At 48.8% G+C, this 1180-nt stretch carries 1 protein-coding gene; it reads left to right on the plus strand.

The window, feature by feature from the left end; genetic code table 11:
* Positions 1-1180: hypothetical protein (locus E1163_RS30175; protein ID WP_185155886.1), on the plus strand; the 1180-nt coding region annotated here is incomplete at both ends.

Here is a 1180-nt window from a genome sequence, read left to right on the forward strand (position 1 = left end):
CATCACCGGCTGTATCAATACCGAATCCTACACCTTAGCGGATAACAGTGCCTTGCCAACTTTCAGCCTGGAGTCTGATCCTAACTCGGTTTGTGATGAGGCCCTTGCCAGCAGCCCTTTCACCGGCGAGGTCAGGGTGGTGTCATTGACTGATGCGAATTTTGAAGCAGGCCATACCTACACTTATACCTTTACCAACACAGGTACGGGTGCGGTGGTTACTCAGGCAACTGCCACATTGAGCAACCTTGAGAATGGTACTTATGAGGTTACCGTAGAGAATGACCAGTTAGGCTGTCTTTCCGATCCTGTACAGGTGGTGGTAGGGTTTACACCTTCATTGCCGGCAATAGTTGAAGCCTTTACACCAAGTACCAATTGTACAACAGCGGATAACGGCGCCATAGAGATCACGATGATCGATGGGGTTGCACCTAATGCTGACTATACCATCAACTGGTATGATGGCAACAGCGTGAAATTTGATGGAGTCGGAAACAGGCTTCCGGATGCTACGGGAGCTGTTTATGCCGGAATACCCGGAGGAGCCGTATACACGGTAGAGGTGATCAATAACATTACTGGCTGTATCAATACAGAATCTTACACCTTGGCGGATAACAGTGCTTTGCCGACTTTCAGCCTGGAGTCTGATCCTAACTCAGTTTGTGATGAGACCCTTGCCAGCAGCCCATTTACCGGTGAGATCAGGGTGGTGTCACTGACTGATGTGAATTTTGTGGCCGGACATACCTATACGTATACCTTTACCAACATCGGTACGGGTGCGGTAGTTAGCCAGTCGATAGCGACGCTAACTAACCTTGAAGATGGTACCTACGAAGTTACTGTTGAAAATGACCAGCTAGGATGCCTTTCCGATCCGGTTCAGGTAGTTGTAGGCTTTACGCCATCACTTCCTGTAATCGCGGAGGCTTTTACGCCAAGTACCAATTGTACGGCGGCTGATAACGGAGCAATAGAAATCATTACAATTGATGGTGCTGCCCCCAATGCAAACTACACCATCAACTGGTACGATGGTAATAGCGTGAAACTTGATGGTGGAGGCAACAGGCTTCCTGACGCTACAGGAGCCACTTATGCGGGTATACCGGGTGGAGCAAATTATACCGTAGAGGTGATCAATAACATCACCGGCTGTATCAATACCGAATCC

The sequence above is a fragment of the Fulvivirga kasyanovii genome, from assembly GCF_009711405.1.
In the GTDB taxonomy this organism is placed as follows: Bacteria; Bacteroidota; Bacteroidia; order Cytophagales; family Cyclobacteriaceae; genus Fulvivirga; species Fulvivirga kasyanovii.